Source organism: Paenibacillus sp. HWE-109, from assembly GCF_022163125.1.
Taxonomy (GTDB): domain Bacteria; phylum Bacillota; class Bacilli; order Paenibacillales; family NBRC-103111; genus Paenibacillus_E.
The window spans coordinates 2,955,297-2,971,249 of record NZ_CP091881.1; the positions used below are offsets into that span (position 1 = coordinate 2,955,297).

The window sequence follows — 15,953 nt, forward strand, 5'->3', positions numbered from 1 at the left end:
ATGGATCGGATTTTTGTCTTATTGTGACCGCGTCTGACAGAAGGTAGGATGTAGGAAACGACACAGAAAGAGGTGATTCCGGCTTGAACCACATCGTATCGCAGGAGCGGGCAGCAGTCGCACGCAGTCGCAGAAATCCGCTGCTGTCCCGCATCCGTAACAATTGGGATATTTATCTTGTCATCTCCATCCCGCTGCTTTCCCTGCTCGTGTACAATTATATTCCGATGCTAGGAATTATTATCGCTTTCAAAAACTACAAAGTGTTTGATGGCATCTGGGGCAGCTCATGGGTTGGTCTTGATCATTTCCAGACGTTGTTTGCCGATCCGAAGTTTTTCAGCGTGCTGAGCAACACGTTATTAATCAACCTGTACAAGTTGCTGTTCCAGTTTCCGTTGCCGATTATTTTGGCATTGTGCCTGAATGAGCTGCGCAACCGAATGATCAAGCGAGCTGTACAGACGCTGACGTACTTGCCCCACTTTTTATCGTGGGTCGTCATCAGCGGCATCTTCATCGATATCCTCTCGCCAAGCACGGGGATTATCAATTTTGCCATCAAGGTGCTGGGCGGATCGCCGATCACATTCCTGGGGGACGAAAGCTACTTCCGCAGCGTGCTTGTAGCGTCGACGGCCTGGAAGGAGACGGGCTGGAGCGCGGTGATCTACCTGGCGGCATTGACATCGATCGATCCCGAGCTGTATGCGGCGGCAAGCGTTGACGGTGCGGGCAAGCTGAGGCAGATCTGGCATATCACGCTGCCGGGTATCGCCGGAACGATCGCGTTTATCATCATCCTACGGGTCGCTCATGCGCTAGGCAGCGATGTGGAGCAAGTGTTACTGTTCTACAATCCGCTTGTATATGGTGCAGGCGATGTCATTTCAACATACGTGTACCGTGAGGGCATCCAGAATGTGAATTACAGCTACACGACGGCTGTCGGGCTTTTCACTTCCGTTGTTGGTCTGGCTCTGATGATTATCGCAAACACAATTAGCCGCAAATATACGAACAACGGCATCTGGTGACGGAAGAAGAGAGGAGGAGGGTCATGGTACACCTCAAACGTACGCGGGGCGAAAAAATATATGCGGCATTCAATGCGGCGCTGCTGATCGGCATTGGCCTGATCTGCCTGCTGCCTTACGTGACGTTGATCGCCAAGTCGGTGAGCGACGAGGCTTATGTTATCAGCGGGCAAATTCATCTGTGGCCGAAAGGCTTTCATTTAAACGCTTTTAAGATCCTGTTGAACGGTATCGATTTTCAAAAGGCTTTTTTCAATAGTGTGCTGGTGACCCTGTTCGGGACGCTTGTCCAAGTGTTTTTCACTGCCTGTATCGGGTATGCGGCTGCAAAACGCGACTTGCCTGGACGCAAGCTGATTAATATGGCGTACATCTTTACGATGCTGTTCAGCGGTGGCATGATCCCGACCTATTTGATTATCAAGGAGACGGGCATGATTAACAATTTGCTGGTGCTGGTCATCCCCGGCCTCGTCGGCGCGTTTAACATGATTTTGGCCCGCACGTACTTCGAGACGCTACCGGCGGCGTTGGACGAATCCGCGCGTATCGACGGCGCAGGCAATCTGACCGTGCTGTTCCGCATCATGCTGCCAATCTCCATTCCGTCGCTCGCGACGATCTCGATATTTAGCGCGGTGGCGATTTGGAATAACTATATGGGCCCGCTGATGTACCTCACCAACAAAAACGTCATCGTGCTGCCGCTGTTTTTACAGAGCATTGTCTCCGCGGCTGGTGCGCCTAATATGGAAAACTCGGCCGACATGGTGCATATCGCCTCCGAGACGTTCCGGGCCGCGGCCATCATTGTCTCGACGCTGCCTATTCTGCTCGTGTACCCGTTTCTGCAAAAATATTTTGTGACGGGTATGACGCTTGGCGCGGTCAAGCAATAGCTACTAACGGGAATAACAGATCGTATACGCACGTTCTGATATCCATAGATGCAAAACTCAGATAAGATAAAAATGGGAGGATTCTACCATGACCACACATTTACGTAAGAAAGGCTCGCTTTCACTTGCGGTGCTGCTGACCGTCTCGCTGGCTGCTGGTTGCTCCACCGCGAAAAAGGAAGGAGACATACAGACAAGCGCGAGTCCTGCCGGCTCCTCGCCGCCAGCCGCTCAGACAACCGAACCAGCCAAACAGCTCGACAAAAACGCCAAAATCCGTATTGCCGTTCCGGAGAACGCAGCCTTCAAAGGCTTCGATCAGGGCATGAGCGAAAACAAAAACCCGTTTCTCGATGCGCTCAAGGAAAAAACGGGCTACAAAAACGTTGAATGGACGGTTATCCCGGCAGCGAATCAGCTCGACAAGCTGAATTTGATGTTTGCGTCCGGCGATACGTTTGATCTTATCTATAATTCCGATCTATCGCTATACAACCGCTTTGTGGGGCAAGGAATGCTGTTGGATTTGAATGACGTGATCGGCCGCTATGGCAGCGAAATCAGCAAAATGGTGGCGGACAGCTCTTGGGCCGCTGTAACAAAGGGAGGTAATAAATATGCGATCCCGGTGCCTCCTTATCAAAAATACAATGATCAGAATTTGGGAGGCGGTTTCCTTGCACGCGAAGACTGGATAAACAAGCTCGGCTTGCAGGATCCCAAAAATCTGGATGAACTATATACATTCTTAAAGACGCTTAAAGAGAAAGATCCGAGCGGCAAAGGGACGCTCCCTCTTACGGCATCGGGAGCGAACCGCGGCAACCCGTTTGACGGTCTGGATATGATTACGGGAGCATTCGGCATGTCCGGCATCACGGATCTCGCTGTCCCATTTATTGTTCAGGATGGCAAGCTGGTTGATTCGCAGGATCTGTATTTGAAGGAGTTGCTGACCTATCTGAACCGGCTGTACAAGGAAGGTTTGCTGGACAACGAGTTCCTGTTCAACAAATCCGCTCAGGTGAACGAAAAAGTGTCGGCGGGGAAAGCAGCTGCATTGTATGCAGGTTATTACGATGTCAAAAATCTCAGCGCAGCGTTGGTAAAGACGGATTCGGGGGCATCGTTCAAGTTTTTGGCCCCTGTGACAGGCAAGGATGGCCGCAAAGGATATCCGAGGCCGGCGCCAGTCTCATTTTTCTTCATGATTCCAAAAAATGCGAAGCACCCGGCCGAAGCCATTGATCTTCTAAATACTTATCTGAAAGATAAGGACCTGCAGAATTACATCAACTTTGGCAAAGAGGGAACGCACTATGAGATGGTGAACGGCAACCTCTCTCCGATTAAGCCGGCCTATGATCAGATCATTTACAAAATTTACTATCGTCTGTGGAATTCACCGGACGTTTGGCTGCCGAACGCCAAACTAGCCGGGTATGAGCCGGATATGATCAAATACACAGCGGTCGGCCCGCATCTGATTGCGCCAAACATCAACCAGTACCGTCCGCAAACCGAGGTGGAGCTGTCAAAAGGCAAGACACTAATCGACTTGCGCTACGAATATGCAGCCAAAATCATTACGGGCGCCTTCCCTTTAGAGGCACTGGACGAATACTTCAAGAAGGCTGATGCCGCAGGGCGTAAGGAGGTTATCCAAGCGTCGCAGAGCTGGTTCCAGCAAGAGGGTCAAGCGATTTACAGCAAGCTGGTTCAGGCAAAATGATGAAGAAGAGCAGAGGAACGGGAACCTCGGTGCTTGCGGCGATAGTTCTGTTGCTTGCTCTGGCGGTGTTATTGCCGCCGCAGGCGCTGGCAGCGGGGGCAAGCGCCGAGTTGACAGCGGACAGAGCGGAGCAGCCGTCGATAACAGATAGAACAAGCGCAACGCTGGCGGCCGGGACCGGAACTGTGCGGATTGGCGACACCGTAACGATTACAGTTCGGGCCGAGGTGCAGGAGATGATTGCATTCGAACTTGACGTACAATACGATTCGACTAGGCTCCGATGGACCGCTGCTAAAGCGAGTATGGACGGCTATTCTACGCAGCCTCGTGCGGAGGGAAATCGGATAGTATTTGCCCATGCGAAGTTGGGGCAGGCAGAACCGGAGCGGGGCAATGTGACACTGGCAACGTTGTCATTCAAAGCAATCGAGACGGGGGAAGCTTCTGTTGTGCTGAATTCGCTGGAAGTTATGGATCGTAGGCTTGTGCGGGCAGTTGTTTCGGCTGGGGCTAGTGCAGTTATTGCCGTTAGTGAGCATGGTGACGACAGCGAATGGGTGGATGAGAGCGGAAAGCAGGGCAACGAGGTGGGGAAACCAACCGAGACGAACGGAGGCAAAGCGATAGGCGTAACGCTCGTTGGGTTGCCAGTGGGAAAGGGTGAGCGAGTCTATTATTTGCCTGCACGTGTTATTCGCATGACGACCGAGAAGACCGGCAATGTTCGCGCAGAGATTAATATACACGAGACTGTGGAGGCGCTGCGGTCGATTGTTGCCGGAAAGGGGAACGCTGCTTATGTATTTGCAATTGAAGATTCGGCTCCCGCCGTTGAATTGGAGGTGGCGGCCGATGTCATCAAGGCAATGCAGGCGAGACAAGCGGCAGGGGGGCCATCGGCGTTAATCATTGCAAGCACGATTGGTTCTTACCGGCTCCCGCTGGATTTGCTTCTGTCTCTAAGAGACGGTGATAGTGTCCGGATCGTCATGGAGCAGTCTCCCAATGCCCGTGCCTTGTCAATAGCTGCTGCGGAGCTGGCTGAGATGGGCTTGCAAGTGTCCGGTCTTCCTGTTCGTTATTCAATATCAATAGCGGACAGGAAAGGTGGCGTATTTCCACTAGATTTTTCTGGCCAGTCGAAGATAACACGCTCCATAGCGGCGGGGATGATTGACCCTGACGGTTCTGCAGTCGTGATGATTACGGAGGACGGCGCCATTTGGCCAGTACCCGTCCGGTTTGTCGCTCGGAAGGACAGCGGGTATGATGCTATTCTCAATCAGGCAGGCATTGGCGGAGGCCTTTATGTGGTAGTATCAGGCAGCCACAGCTTCGAAGACATGCGGGCCCACTGGGCAGAGGCGGATGTAACCCGACTGGCGGCACGGCTGATGGTGGATGGGCGGGAGGAAAGCCGTTTCGCACCGGACGAATCAGTGACTCGGGCGGAACTGGCGGTGCTGACGACTAGAATACTGGGGCTTGGCAGCGGTTTGGCGACTGGAACAGGGGCAGAGCCGTTTGCAGATGTTCAGCAGGGTGAATGGTATGCTTATGCTGTTGCCGTGGCAGCTCAATTCGGGTTGCTTGAAGGCTACGAGGATGGCATGTATGGGCCGGAACGCCTAGTCACCCGCGAGGAGCTGGCTGTTGTTCTGAGTAGGGTTGTCGACTGGATAGCCGACAGGGACGCGATAGAAGTAACGTCAATTATTGATGGCTATCGGGATAGTTACGAGACCAGCATTTGGGCAAAGGAGTCAGTTGCTCGCATGTCCAGACTGGGCGTATTTCAGGGGGATGACAGCCTCAGATTGCGCCCGCTTGAACCGGTGACACGCGCGGAGACCGCCGTGTCAATGATCCGTATGCTGCGTCAGATTTCTTTTATAGAGCCATCATAGTTTAGTGGTACGCCATTGAAGCACATTAAAAACGGTGAAATGGTGGGATCCAAACATAAATAAAGCCAGCCTCTAATGAATAAAGGCTGGCTTTATTTATCCCAAACTGGATTCATTCTTGCTTACCGAAAAAGCCATGGGGCTGTGAGTTCTTCGAGAATTCGTTGAATGGGGCAATGAGATTTGTCGTGTAACAAGAATTTATTCTGATTAGGATCCGCTTAAATAGCGGTTTTTTTTATTTTATCTGATCATGACTTATCCCGTGCGCTTAACGACAACCCGCTGGATGAAGATGGCGATAATCAAACCTATAATCGAGACGATTAGCGAAAAGAAGAACGCGTTCCGGGAGCCGAATGCTATCGCGCCTGCCATTCTATCGAAGGAATTCGACAATATAGAATCCTGTAAGCGCGTACCCATCCCTCGTGATAGGAGACTGACGGCAATGGCCGTTCCGATCGCGCCTGCCACCTGTTGAAGCGTACTCATGACGGCTGTGCCGTGTGGATGCAGAGCAGGGGGCAACTGGTTCAGCGCGTTCGTCTGCGCTGGCATCATCACCATCGAGATTCCAAGCATCAGTCCGATATGAAGAGCGACGATCCATCCCGCTGAGGAAGAAGCCGTTATCCAGCAGTAGAACCCTAACGTTGACGCAATGACCAAGAAGCCCGGGATAACCAGCCGCTTCGGACCGTGCTTATCGAATAAGCGCCCCATCGAAGGGGAGAGGATTCCGTTCAATGCACTGCCTGGCAGTAGCAGGAGGCCGGCCGTAAACGCGGAGAACTTCAAGCTGTTCTGCAGATATATGGGCAAAATAATCATGCTGGACACAATAATCAACATGCCGATCAAAATGATTGATTGCCCGACTGTGAACATCGGGTACCGGAAAACGCTTAAGTTCAGCAATGGCTGAGGTATGGTTAGCTGCCGAAGCGCGAACAGGTCTCACTGAACATGCCGACGAAGCCGCAGACGAGCAAGGACGTCATCATAAGGTTTCGATGATTCAATTCATTCCTCCATTAACATGGATGGTCTGACCGGTTATCCAATCGGCTTTATCGCTCACTAAGTATTCAATGGCATTGGCGATATCCACTGGAGTACCCAGGCGGCCAAGGGAGTTCATGCTCTTCATGAACTCAAGTTCTTCTTCTGACTTGCCAACGAAGAAATGCTCGGTTTGTATCGGGCCAGGTGCTACTGCATTGACGGTAATTTGTTTGGAACCGAATTCCTTGGCTAACTGACGAGTAAGGTGTTCAACCGCACCCTTGGTGCTCGCATAGACACTCATATCAGGGAAGGTTAGTTTCGTCCCTGCTGTAGAGATATTCACAATTCTCCCGTTGCTTTCCATATGCTTCCATGCTTGCTGACAAGCAAAGAAGACCCCTTTGACGTTAACCGAGAATTGATGTTCGAACTCCCTCTCAGTCACCTCGGACAGAGGGTTGTTCGTGAGCACCGCCGCATTGTTAATTAGAATATCCACTTGGCTGAACTCAGCCATCGTCTTGGCGAACATCTCCTCAATCTCATTTATTCTGCTGAGATCGGCGCGAACCGCCAACGCTTTTCTTCCATTGCTTAAGATTGTATCCACCAAAGCAAACGCATCCTCTGCGCTATTCGAATAATTGATGACCACATTCGCCCCCAATTCCGATAACCGCTCGGCAATGCCGCGTCCAATTCCTCTAGAAGATCCGGTAATCACTGCTACTTTTCCATTCAACGAATTCATGTCTAATTCCTCCAGTTTTCTTGTTTATTGGTGTGTAATTAAGTTAGAAAATCACTTTTTAAAACTCTAACACTTAGAATTCTAACAGTCAATATTTTTTTAATTCGATTTCTATCCGAATCCTGAATCGGTCTTTGCTGAACGAATAAAAAAACCTAGAAATAACAAGGGTTTGACTGTTCTTTATAAGATGCAAGGAAACCCGTAGACAGTCCAGTAAAATCCTTTAAAAGGAGCCAGCAGGGGGCTTTTGCAAGCATATTGATTCATCCAGCAAGCCCTAACTAGCCACCGGTTCCGTTGACACTTTTCATTCTTTCTTATATAGTTTCATTACTTACAATTAGAAATTTAATAGTTAGACAGGAGGAGTCCAGCATGGATACCAACCCCGACACCCCGTTTCTGGAAATGCTACAGCTTATCGGACTTAAATTAAAGAAACAGGCCGATGAGAGCATTAAAGAACTGGGCTTGAATTCTCAGCAGGGAAAATTAATAGCCTTCATCCATGAGCATCAGGAGCAAGGCCTTATTCAGAAAGATCTCTCCGAACGTTTCCATGTGCGCGGAGCAAGCATCACAAGCATGCTTCAGGGACTTGAGAAGAAGGGATATATCGAACGGAAGATCCCCGCTCATAACGAACGGCAGAAAAACATCTACGTTCTGCCCAAGGGCCTTGCCTTGATCAATGACTTCGAACTATCCTTCCAACGGGTAGAAGAGAAGATCGTTCAGAATCTCAACGAAGACGATCGGCAAGTTCTTCAACAACTTTTGACGAAGATCAATCAAAATCTGTAGTTAAATAAAATATTTTTCATGGGGGGGATATTATGAATAATCTAACAATCGAATTGTGCGAACGTAAAAACAAATTTATCATCAATAACCTGTACCCCCTGTACTTACACGATTTAGCGGGAATTCGGAATGTACTGCCAAATAAATATGGTGTTTTCGAGGATGATGAAAAATATCATACACTTGAACAACAAATACCTGTATTTGATATATGGTGGGAAAAAGAGGGTATTCTGTTTCCTTATCTATTAAAAGTTGATGGATTACCAGCAGGATTTATCTTGGTTGCAACGCCACCCTATTTGTTTGATAATTGTGACTTTATGATAAACGAAATATTTATTCTAAGACCCTTTAGAGGTAAAGGAATAGGCGAAAAATCCGTAAGAGAAGTCTTCAATCTACATCGAGGAAAATGGATGCTCTTTACTACACCAACGGACAAGAATTTGGATACTATAAGTTTCTGGAGAAAAACATTATCTGGGTATACAAATAATCAATTTACCGAAGAAGATAAAGAATTGAATGATGTCGGATTCTCCAAAGTTTTTCAATTCAATAATTAAGTTGGATACATTGGGGCATGGAGATAGATAACGAGGAACGATAGGGAGAAGCAAAGTAAGAACTGTTCCGGGTCATGAATGATTATTTAGAAGAACCGCGAAAAGATACAATGAGTTAATGGCATCACCAGAAATAATTGACAGTATCCTGTTTGAAGGAGCAAAGAAAGCAAGAGCTTTAGCTGCGCCTCTGCTAGGGCTCGCTGTTGGCAAGAAATACGGCGGTAAGCGTTGAATTAACAGAGAACGATTTTTGAACACCGGCAGGGCTACCAACACGATAGCTCTTCATTACGTTAACGGAGAACGGATAGTTTAATAAAGAAAGACACTCAAGCAGCCGGATAGTGATCGGCTGCTTTTTCAGGTTTTGTAACAATGAATTTTATTAAGACCCATAGTACATAATGTATTCTGTTACAATAGATTCATAAACCTGTATTATTATTAAAATGTCTTTAAAAATGTGATAATTCATCATTTTTTTAAATCTGTTATATACAAAAAAAACGACTGTATTATATAATAAAAAGGTAAAAATTGTATTGTTCTAGAGTTATAAAGAAAGCTTTTAACTTTGGTTTTTGATCTATCAGAGAATTAGAACTACATAAACTGCTACGGCGGGGAGGGAAATGCGGGTTGACTACAGCATATAAACTGAATGATGTTTTCATTGAGAATACTGTTAAAGCTCTCTCAGACTTGTTGCTTGATTATTATATTTTTCCAAAAACTGCTGAAACCATTAAGAGGGTTCTACTTGAAAAGCTTTCTGAAGGAGATTTTTACAAAGTAGAAAGTGGCTTAGCCTTATCGCAAAAGATTACAGGTTATATGCATGATATAAGTAATGACTTACATTTGAGTCTTTTCTTTAGTGAAGAACCGTTACCTCTTCAGTTATACGATCCAAACGCTGATAAGAACACCGAATTGCGCCAAAAACTAAATAACTACGGCTTTGAAAAGGTAGAAAGATTACCAGGCAATATAGGATATCTCGTTCTTAATGAATTCGTTTATCCCGAGCTTGCAGGTGAAACTGCAGCACACGCCATGAGTTTTTTTAGCGATACAGACGGATTAATCATTGATCTCCGTAATAACTACGGGGGCTCATCATTTATGGTGACTTTAATAGCCAGTTATTTGTTAGATGGTTCCCCTCCAGTGCATTTAAATGATATTTATTGGCGTTTTTATGATACCACGCAAACCTTTTGGAGTTTGCCATTTGTGTCAGGAAAACGATTCGGCAGAGATAAACCTGTTTATATTCTGACCAGTCGCAATACATGTTCTGGTGCTGAAGAATTCGCTTATAGTCTGCAAGCAATCAAGAGAGTAAAGATTGTCGGCGAAAGAACTCGCGGCGGAGCAAATCCAGGTAGCGTCCATCGTATAAATGATCATTTTAAGGTTTTTATAGCCAATGGTCGTGCAATTAACCCGATAACCAAAGATAACTGGGAGGGCAAAGGAGTTTTACCAGAGATTGAGATCAATAGTGACGAAGCTTATGAACAGGCATATGAAATGCTTCTTCAAGAGTTATTGCAACACTTTAGCGAGAACCCGGAACCAGGACGAGAGGAGTTATTGAAGGATATCAAAAAAATATTAGAGAATAGATAATATAACTATAGTTGAATGAAGCAATAAAGGCTGCCGCGTGCAGCCTTTTGTGCTAAACAGGGAGTGTAATACGAAAAATTGTTATTATTGGGATGTTTATTTTTACGATACAAATAAGGCGTTTGCCGTTACTAGGACAGGTGTCCCTACATAGACATATGCTGATGAGAAAGGCATATGCCATGAACAGGGATGGTGTAAAGTAGATGGCACAAAATCGGAAAAAGACAGGTACACGATTAACCGGAAGGATCGTATTTCCGGGCAATCCGTCATACAATGTGGCCAGAATGGAGTTCAATAGACGCTTTTCCAAATTTCCAAGGGTCATTGTTTTTTGCAGGCGAACTCAGGATGTGATCAATGCAGTCAAATGGGCTCGTGAGCGGGGCGTACGGCTGCGAGTGCGCAGCGGGCGGCACAGCTATGAAGGCTTTTCGGCTGTAAATGGCGGTATTATTATCGATGTGAGCGAGATGAATAAGGTTAAGGTTGATCGAAAAAATATGGTGGCCATTGTTCAGACGGGAAATCCACTTGCCCGTGTGTACAAAAAGCTGTGGAATAAGCGTGTGACACTTCCGGCTGGGACTGCGCCCGACGTAGGCGTAGCTGGGCTTACCATGGGAGGTGGCATTGGACTTCTGTCCCGGAAATATGGACTTACGTGCGATAACTTGAAACAAGTGAAGATGATCGTAGCTTCAGGGCGGTTCGGGGCAAGGACGATTGTGGCAAACAGGAGGAAACATTCCGATCTGTTGTGGGCATCACGAGGCGGCGGGGGAGGAAATTTTGGCGTTGCTATAGCCTATACTTTTCGGGTTAGACCCATTTCAATGGTTTCTATATACAGCGTTAACTGGAAATGGGGGGATTTGGAGAAGGTGTTACCGGCTTGGCAGCGCTGGGCCCCGTCTGTCACGAACCGCTTAACCTCAACAATCGAGGTGACTGCCAAGCAGGTGGGAACTATTGTATCTACCGGGCAATTACTTGGCGGTGCAGAGGAGTTGCGTCAATTGATTAGACCTCTCTTGCGAGCAGGTACGCCGGTGAAGGTGATGGTGAAGACAGTGCCTTTTATTGAAGCAACCAAATTTTTCGCTGAGTCGGACCTAAATTTGGAACCGAAGTTTAAAATAACCGGGGCTTACGGATTCAAACCTTTGCCTCGTGAAGGAGTACGAATTATACGTGACTTTTTATCCAAAGCACCCAACAGGTATTCTAGCGTTTGGAGTCAAAGCATAGGTGGTGCAGGAAGCGCGGTAAGTCGAGTATCGCCTACTGCAACGGCCTATCCTCATCGAAAGGCTGAGACAATCTACGAACTGTCAGCCCGCTGGAGGAACAACGGGGATCAGCAGCGGAATATTCAGTGGGTGAGAAGATTCCGGAGAGCGTTACGTACCTTTGTTAATGGGGATTATGTGAACTTTCCCGATTTGCAGATTAAGAACTGGCCCACTGCGTATTATGGTGTGAACTTTGGCAGATTGAAGCAGGTGAAACGAAAGTACGATCCTCATAATGTGTTTCGTTTTGCTCAGAGTATTCCAGTGGGTAAAAAGGTAAGAAAAAATAGTACTCACACCAGATTTAAATTGAAATAAAGGAGCTGCCAGCGGCAGCTCCTTTATTTTGGTGCGATCTATTTTGCAGCCGTTTTAATGACCAATCGCATAGTGCAATTGAACGACGCCGCTGCCGAGTGATTTGAAGTTTAACAATTCCACTTCCTTGTATTGGTACTTCTCCGTATCAATCAATAGATTGAGTCCTTTCCCTTCCAGTACCGGCGCGACATTGAATATGAGTTCGTCAACAAGCCCTTGACCCAGAAAAGCATTGTGAAGGTCCGCGCCCCCCGAGATGAGGGCGGTTGGATAGCCTTTATCCTGCAGGTAGCTCAAGGCTTCGAGCGGCGAGCCGACAACCGTTACACCGGGAATTTCTTTCACGTTTGCCGATACGACAACGATATCCATGCCGGTAAAAGCACCCCCGACTCCGCTCGCTTGCATCCCTTCAAACGTGCGTCTTCCAACAATGAAATTACCAGCTGCTTGAGCATGGGCCGCAAAATCGCCGAGCGCTTCCTTTTTTGGGGGATTATTCGGACTCGATTGTGCGTAGTTGCCATTGCCTGTTAGTGTTGCCCATAGAATTGTTTTCATTGGATAGCCTCCTAATAGTTGATGATAATAAACGGTGATTATAGTTCAGCGTAGCTTTCTTGATTACCGCGATGTCCGTTCAAGGACTCTGCGGATGGATGCGACCACCCGGTCCGGCCGATCTTCCTGCACATAGTGGGAGGCATCGTCTAACGACTCGGTTTCATTCAATTTCAAATAACCTTGCCATTTTGCCATCTCTTCGGGTGGAAAGCCCGCGCTATCCTTCATCCCCCACAGAATCTGTGCTGGTAAATTGGATAGAACCGGAAGTTTCGCCTCTATTTCCGCGAGCCACGGACGCGCTTTTCGGATCTGCCTTGGGAATACCCATGTCGGTTTCCGGGATTTTGGGGTTGGGAATGGATCGGTGTAGGCTTTTCTCAAGTTATCCGTGATTTTCTCGGAATGATAGATCCCATGCGGGACAATCTTCTTGGCGAAGAAGTTTCGCCTTGTCTGCAGCCAATATCCGAAGGGCCATCCGCCCATGGCAAACGAGAATAGCTTCATCGCAGGGAGCGTGGCCGGCCATGCCCAGGTATTCATCACGACAACTCCGCGCAGGTTCTCACGGTGCCTTACAGCGTAGTTGAATCCGATCGGGCCTCCCCAATCTTGGACGACTAGTACGAAGTCCTTGAGATCCAGTCGCCGGATGAATTCAGTGACAGCCTCCGAATGCTCTTTCGGCGTATAGCCATAATCGGAAGGAGCTCGTGACATTCCGAGTCCCGGGAAATCTAATGCAATCAGACGGCATTCGCCGCTCAATTCTTTGATGACGTTCCGGTAAAGATACGACCAGGTGGGGTTTCCGTGTAGGAGAAGAATGACAGGCCCCTGACCCTCGTCAACGTAATGAATCATGCCATCGCGATAAGACATCCAGTGGTCCTTGAACGGATACTCCGATGCATCTACATCAAACGGTCTTTGCATGTTTGCCTCCAATCTGCCAATTGTTACAAGCAGCGTTTAAATCGAATGGATTATATGTCTAAATATTCTGATTATTGAAGTGATTCAAAGTCCTGTTAATATCGATTGAGCGCCCCGGTTGCGCGCACCACACAGGGATTGATATCGATATGAAGTAGAATTTTGTGTTTCGGCTCTTCAATAAGACTACAGTACTGTGGTATATTTGAAAAGTACTTACAATATAGTGCAATAGTTTCAAAAAATGAACTATGGAGGAAAACGTCAATGTTGGATCGTTCTTGTATCGAAGCCATTGATCCTTTGCTAGAAATCTTGGATGGTAAGTGGACCCTGCCTCTTCTGCTAGAGTTGTTTGTCGGAACCAAACGATTTGGAGAGATGCGGCGAAAGCTACACCCGATTAGCCCGAAGACGTTAACGGATCGACTACGGGTGCTGGAGGAGAAGGGGATTATAACGCGCACGCAGTACCCCGGTGTACCCTTGCACATCGAATATGAGCTGACTGAGCGAGGGTGGAATCTGCAGCCTATTTTTGCGGCTATGTGGACATGGGTTCAGGAAAATGGCTTAAGTACCGAGCGTGGGACGGAAGAGATGGCATAGGTGTGTGTGAATGTAACGAAGCACGGGAGCGTAGACGGTTGGGAGCGGAACAAGCTCTTTTTCGTTGAAGTAACGGGGTTTACATGTCATTTTAAAAGTCATCTAACGAGTTCACAGACAATGGCAACTCATATGCTGCTAATCCGGAATCATGTAGCGATAGAGATAATTATCAAGAAGTTCTTCAGGAATTAAAATTCATGTGCTAGTTCGGTTTGGCAAACCTTGAATAAAGAACACTCTACAAACGAAAAGGAGCTGCCAAACGGCAGTTCTTTTTGGAATGAGTAAACGGGAATTGCGTGCAATGACGACACGTTTATTTACATCCAGAACTTAAAACCCTACTACATGTTCACAAAACCCGTATTTTATACATATGTACTCCATAGTCTAAAGGGTATCTTTCCAGAAACCCAATATCGGACGTCAAGAACTTGACCCGTTAAACGACAAGAACTACTCGTCGCAAAAAAGGCTTGGAAAACCACCCAGATTCGGTGGTTTCCAAGCCCTTTCCAATTTCTTGAAGTTGGCATTCATTTTTAAATAAGGAGTTTGCTGATATATGACATTGCTAAACGAACCTCAGTCTCCTCATTAATATTTCCAAGCGACATAGACAATGGATTAAAACTGATCTCGCTTTCTCTTACTTTTCTTTGATTATTTGAAAGAAACGGGCATTTCAAACCTATGTCATCTATGTTAAACGAACGGCGGTTATCCATATAAACTGTTGCTCCTTCCTGCTTTTTCAAAGGAATTTTAAAAAGCAGTAAAGGCATGTTTTTTGTTGCTAACTCAGTTAATTTCTTTCCTCGAGGTACAGTCACCTCTTTTGCCATCTTGTAGCTTGGTGAATTTACTGACGAGAATAATATTCCACCGAGTAAGAAAGATCCTGGAGCTCCATCGTTTTCCCTAACACAGAATGCACTGGTTTGGTTAATATTTTTCTCTATTGCCTTAATATATTTTGGATCGCTTACCATAGGACCAAATAAGTATTCTACTTCTGCAGTCAATTCCAACCATCCGCTCAAATCATCTTTTGTAGCACTCACAACGTTCATAAAGAGCCCCTTCGAAAGAATGAATATTATCGACTTAATTGTACCACATATTGGAATTATACTGCCCGAGGGAGCGGAACAGACCTCGAACAACTCGAGTTCGTTGGGAGCCAGCCGCGGCGTTAAATGAGGTGTTACGCAGTTTTGCAGAATTCCTGTGTTATCATCATCCCAGAATTCCTTCACTTTCTAATTCACTTTTATTTGCAGGCCTTAAAGAAATGTCTTTTCCCCATCCGATTTTAGTTCCATACTTACCGTTATATAAACAACCACATGTTGTGCATTCCTTTACAACTGTTTTACTGCTTATATTTGTATAATAATGAAGCTCACCCTGACAAACATCACATGACTCTTCGTACGACTTATTATAAATTGTCAGACCCTCGACAATCGATATATATAAGCTAAAATAGTCTTTGACTCTTCGTTCCTTCATTAATTTATCTATTTTCTTACGTGTATCTTTTACCATATCTTCAGAGATAGCTAGTTCATTAGGGTTTAAATTCATTATTGTTTTATCCCAATTACTTGTCCATTTTGGATGAGCATTTTTGATGTACTTCTCAATGTATGTCCAAGATTCCCTAAGTTCATCTATGATTTTTGGAGGATTAAAATTACTTGGTTCGAATACTAAATCTAAAAAAATTCGAGTAACCTTATTTAGATGACCATAGATATTCATAATATCACCATTGATAAAATTTGTTTTTTCTGGTTTTGCGAACAGCTATTGGTACAATAACCCTGTTTCAAATTTCTGATTCCTGCCTATGGCAAATG

15 protein-coding genes are annotated in these 15,953 nt (G+C 46.4%); 9 read left to right on the forward strand and 6 right to left on the reverse strand.

All coding sequences use genetic code 11. From position 1 onward, the window contains the following. The first annotated feature begins 83 nt into the window (after nt 1-83). The 4 genes from LOZ80_RS11985 to LOZ80_RS12000 all read left to right on the forward strand — a co-directional run bounded on the left by LOZ80_RS11985 (nt 84) and on the right by LOZ80_RS12000 (nt 5,578). Nucleotides 84-1,037, forward strand: a complete 954-nt coding sequence (locus LOZ80_RS11985) for an ABC transporter permease (RefSeq protein WP_238171651.1) — start codon at nt 84-86, stop codon at nt 1,035-1,037. Nucleotides 1,038-1,060: 23 nt separating this feature from the next. Further along, nucleotides 1,061-1,936 (forward strand): carbohydrate ABC transporter permease, encoded by an 876-nt coding sequence (locus LOZ80_RS11990; protein WP_238171652.1) that lies wholly within the window; start codon nt 1,061-1,063, stop codon nt 1,934-1,936. 88 nt (nt 1,937-2,024) lie between these two features. Beyond that, the gene (locus tag LOZ80_RS11995) at nt 2,025-3,668 is read left to right on the forward strand and encodes an extracellular solute-binding protein (RefSeq protein ID WP_238171653.1); all 1,644 of its coding nucleotides are present in this window, start codon (nt 2,025-2,027) and stop codon (nt 3,666-3,668) included. Next, nucleotides 3,665-5,578: an S-layer homology domain-containing protein gene (locus LOZ80_RS12000; protein WP_238171654.1), complete on the forward strand. Its 1,914-nt coding sequence runs from the start codon at nt 3,665-3,667 to the stop codon at nt 5,576-5,578. Before LOZ80_RS11995 ends, LOZ80_RS12000 begins: the two co-directional genes overlap by 4 nt. Before the next feature lie 258 nt (nt 5,579-5,836). Here the strand turns inward: LOZ80_RS12000 and LOZ80_RS12005 are convergent, their stop codons facing one another. Together LOZ80_RS12005 and LOZ80_RS12010 are read right to left on the reverse strand one after the other, a co-directional pair. After that, entirely contained in the window at nt 5,837-6,469 is a 633-nt protein-coding gene (locus tag LOZ80_RS12005; RefSeq protein ID WP_238171655.1) for an MFS transporter, read from the reverse strand. Between the two features lie 130 nt (nt 6,470-6,599). Beyond that, a complete protein-coding gene (locus tag LOZ80_RS12010; RefSeq protein WP_238171656.1) occupies nt 6,600-7,340 on the reverse strand; it encodes a glucose 1-dehydrogenase in 741 nt (246 codons plus the stop codon). A 378-nt stretch (nt 7,341-7,718) separates the two neighbouring features. On the opposite strand from LOZ80_RS12010, the gene LOZ80_RS12015 reads away from it, so the two are divergent. The 4 genes from LOZ80_RS12015 to LOZ80_RS12030 all read left to right on the forward strand — a co-directional run bounded on the left by LOZ80_RS12015 (nt 7,719) and on the right by LOZ80_RS12030 (nt 11,970). Then, nucleotides 7,719-8,147 (forward strand): MarR family winged helix-turn-helix transcriptional regulator, encoded by a 429-nt coding sequence (locus tag LOZ80_RS12015; protein ID WP_238171657.1) that lies wholly within the window; start codon nt 7,719-7,721, stop codon nt 8,145-8,147. Nucleotides 8,148-8,179: 32 nt separating this feature from the next. Continuing rightward, nucleotides 8,180-8,716, forward strand: coding sequence for a GNAT family N-acetyltransferase (locus tag LOZ80_RS12020; RefSeq protein WP_238171658.1), 537 nt, complete (start codon nt 8,180-8,182; stop codon nt 8,714-8,716). A gap of 642 nt (nt 8,717-9,358) precedes the next feature. After that, nucleotides 9,359-10,354 (forward strand): S41 family peptidase, encoded by a 996-nt coding sequence (locus LOZ80_RS12025; protein ID WP_238171659.1) that lies wholly within the window; start codon nt 9,359-9,361, stop codon nt 10,352-10,354. Nucleotides 10,355-10,560: 206 nt separating this feature from the next. After that, nucleotides 10,561-11,970 carry an FAD-binding oxidoreductase gene (locus LOZ80_RS12030; RefSeq protein ID WP_238171660.1) on the forward strand — a complete coding sequence of 470 codons (1,410 nt, stop codon included), beginning with the start codon at nt 10,561-10,563 and terminating at the stop codon, nt 11,968-11,970. Between the two features lie 54 nt (nt 11,971-12,024). Here LOZ80_RS12030 and LOZ80_RS12035 read toward each other — a convergent pair whose 3' ends face one another. Beyond that, on the reverse strand, nt 12,025-12,534 hold the full coding sequence (locus LOZ80_RS12035; protein WP_238171661.1) for a dihydrofolate reductase family protein: 510 nt from the start codon (nt 12,532-12,534) through the stop codon (nt 12,025-12,027). A gap of 63 nt (nt 12,535-12,597) precedes the next feature. Further along, nucleotides 12,598-13,476: an alpha/beta fold hydrolase gene (locus LOZ80_RS12040; RefSeq protein WP_238171662.1), complete on the reverse strand. Its 879-nt coding sequence runs from the start codon at nt 13,474-13,476 to the stop codon at nt 12,598-12,600. 267 nt (nt 13,477-13,743) lie between these two features. On the opposite strand from LOZ80_RS12040, the gene LOZ80_RS12045 reads away from it, so the two are divergent. Next, nucleotides 13,744-14,085 carry a winged helix-turn-helix transcriptional regulator gene (locus LOZ80_RS12045; protein ID WP_238171663.1) on the forward strand — a complete coding sequence of 114 codons (342 nt, stop codon included), beginning with the start codon at nt 13,744-13,746 and terminating at the stop codon, nt 14,083-14,085. A gap of 545 nt (nt 14,086-14,630) precedes the next feature. Here LOZ80_RS12045 and LOZ80_RS12050 read toward each other — a convergent pair. After that, nucleotides 14,631-15,161, reverse strand: a complete 531-nt coding sequence (locus tag LOZ80_RS12050; RefSeq protein WP_238171664.1) for a hypothetical protein — start codon at nt 15,159-15,161, stop codon at nt 14,631-14,633. A 166-nt stretch (nt 15,162-15,327) separates the two neighbouring features. Continuing rightward, on the reverse strand, nt 15,328-15,855 hold the full coding sequence (locus LOZ80_RS12055) for a hypothetical protein (RefSeq protein ID WP_238171665.1): 528 nt from the start codon (nt 15,853-15,855) through the stop codon (nt 15,328-15,330). Nucleotides 15,856-15,953: the final 98 nt, after the last annotated feature.

Excerpts from the sequence above, each read along its gene's own strand:
- LOZ80_RS12055 (WP_238171665.1), bottom strand. The coding sequence starts at position 15,855 with ATGAATATCTATGGTCATCTAAATAAGGTTACTCGAATTTTTTTAGAT.
- LOZ80_RS12010 (WP_238171656.1), bottom strand. The coding sequence starts at position 7,340 with ATGAATTCGTTGAATGGAAAAGTAGCAGTGATTACCGGATCTTCTAGA.
- LOZ80_RS12050 (WP_238171664.1), bottom strand. The coding sequence starts at position 15,161 with ATGAACGTTGTGAGTGCTACAAAAGATGATTTGAGCGGATGGTTGGAA.
- LOZ80_RS11995 (WP_238171653.1), top strand. The coding sequence starts at position 2,025 with ATGACCACACATTTACGTAAGAAAGGCTCGCTTTCACTTGCGGTGCTG.
- LOZ80_RS12020 (WP_238171658.1), top strand. The coding sequence starts at position 8,180 with ATGAATAATCTAACAATCGAATTGTGCGAACGTAAAAACAAATTTATC.
- LOZ80_RS12015 (WP_238171657.1), top strand. The coding sequence starts at position 7,719 with ATGGATACCAACCCCGACACCCCGTTTCTGGAAATGCTACAGCTTATC.
- LOZ80_RS12040 (WP_238171662.1), bottom strand. The coding sequence starts at position 13,476 with ATGCAAAGACCGTTTGATGTAGATGCATCGGAGTATCCGTTCAAGGAC.
- LOZ80_RS12035 (WP_238171661.1), bottom strand. The coding sequence starts at position 12,534 with ATGAAAACAATTCTATGGGCAACACTAACAGGCAATGGCAACTACGCA.
- LOZ80_RS12005 (WP_238171655.1), bottom strand. The coding sequence starts at position 6,469 with ATGTTCACAGTCGGGCAATCAATCATTTTGATCGGCATGTTGATTATT.
- LOZ80_RS12030 (WP_238171660.1), top strand. The coding sequence starts at position 10,561 with ATGGCACAAAATCGGAAAAAGACAGGTACACGATTAACCGGAAGGATC.
- LOZ80_RS11990 (WP_238171652.1), top strand. The coding sequence starts at position 1,061 with ATGGTACACCTCAAACGTACGCGGGGCGAAAAAATATATGCGGCATTC.
- LOZ80_RS12000 (WP_238171654.1), top strand. The coding sequence starts at position 3,665 with ATGATGAAGAAGAGCAGAGGAACGGGAACCTCGGTGCTTGCGGCGATA.
- LOZ80_RS12045 (WP_238171663.1), top strand. The coding sequence starts at position 13,744 with ATGTTGGATCGTTCTTGTATCGAAGCCATTGATCCTTTGCTAGAAATC.